The sequence below is a fragment of the Kitasatospora sp. MY 5-36 genome (assembly GCF_001182915.1).
In the GTDB taxonomy this organism is placed as follows: Bacteria; Actinomycetota; Actinomycetes; order Streptomycetales; family Streptomycetaceae; genus Kitasatospora.
This window is the reverse complement of record NZ_LFVW01001250.1, coordinates 1-1,172: the sequence shown is the minus strand read 5'-3', so window position 1 is coordinate 1,172 and position 1,172 is coordinate 1. Positions and strand designations below refer to the sequence as shown.

Annotated in this window: 2 protein-coding genes; one reads left to right on the top strand and one right to left on the bottom strand. The window is 76.0% G+C overall.

The window, feature by feature from the left end:
- The coding region (locus AE652_RS44625; RefSeq protein ID WP_234348733.1) for a PfkB family carbohydrate kinase at positions 1–174 on the top strand (174 nt) is incomplete at its 5' end.
- 63 nt (positions 175–237) lie between these two features.
- On the opposite strand, the gene AE652_RS41740 is transcribed toward AE652_RS44625, so the two are convergent.
- A complete protein-coding gene (locus AE652_RS41740; RefSeq protein ID WP_079272324.1) occupies positions 238–765 on the bottom strand; it encodes a GNAT family N-acetyltransferase in 528 nt (175 codons plus the stop codon).
- Positions 766–1,172 lie beyond the last annotated feature (407 nt).

Sequence of the window (1,172 nt, the reverse complement as noted above, 5' to 3'; positions counted from 1 at the left end):
GACACGGTCGGCGCCGGCGACGCCTTCATGGCCGCCTTCCTGCACGCCCACGCGGCGGGCGCCGACCTCGCGGTCTGCCTCACCCAGTCGGTGACGGCGGCGGCGCTGACCGTCGCGCGCCCGGGCGCCAACCCGCCCTCGGCGGCCGAACTCGCGGCCGCCCTGGCGGACTGACCGGAGCCCTCCCGGCACGTCGGCGCGGGGTGAACCCGGTCCGTTCCCTCCGGGCCGCCGCCGCTACTCGACGGGGGCGAGGTCCTTGCCGTACCAGACCTGGGCGTACGGCCCGCTGCTGTAGGCGGGGATCTCCCGGTACCCGTTGCGCAGGTAGAGCGCGCGGGCCTCGACCAGGTCGAGGCGGGTGTCGAGGACGATCCGCTCGGCGCCCAGGGAGCGGGCGGCCCGGTCGACGGCGGCCAGCAGCACGGCGCCGCCGCCGGTGCCGCGCAGGCCGGGGCGGACGAAGACCCGGGTGAGTTCGACGGTGGCGGCGTCGAGTCGGCGCAGCCCGGCGCAGGAGTGGGCGGCGCCGTCGTGGCGGCCGATCAGGAAGAGGCCGTCCGGGGCGGCGAGGTCGTCGCTGGGGGAGTCGGCCAGGCCGGACTCCAGCTCCTCGGGGGTGCCCTCCCGGTCGAAGTGCAGGCGGTAGTAGCGGTTGGCCACGTCGTAGTAGTACTCGCGCAGCAGGTCCAGGGCCTCGGGGGCGGTCACGTCGGCCGTGGTGACGGTCCAGAGGTCGGAGCGGCGGGGCGCGGTGTTCGTCATGCGCGCATGATCCAATTCGGGGGCCGTCGCCGCAATCGGTTTTCCCGGCGGCCCCGCCCGGCCCGCTCCGCCCCGGCCGTCGGGCCGACGGTCACCCGGTCGCCCCGCCACCCGGGCAAAGGAACGGCAAGGACCCGGTGCGTCGTTGCCCCGCACGGGTGACGCGGGGGTTGGCGGTGGTGCACGGCAGGGGAGCAGTGCACCCATGAACAGACCATCAGTTTGTCGTAATAATGGGGGTTTGAGGGGAAGCCAGCACCACCGGGGCGGTGTACGGACCGGCCTGCTGGCCGCCGTCTGCCTCTCCGCCGTCCTCGCCGGCTGCGCCGCTCCGGCCGCTCCCGCCGGGCCGAAGGCCGCCCCGGCCCCCGAGGCGAACACGGCGCCCGAGGCGAACGCGGCGCCCG

Excerpts from the sequence above, each read along its gene's own strand:
- AE652_RS41740 (WP_079272324.1), bottom strand. The coding sequence starts at position 765 with ATGACGAACACCGCGCCCCGCCGCTCCGACCTCTGGACCGTCACCACG.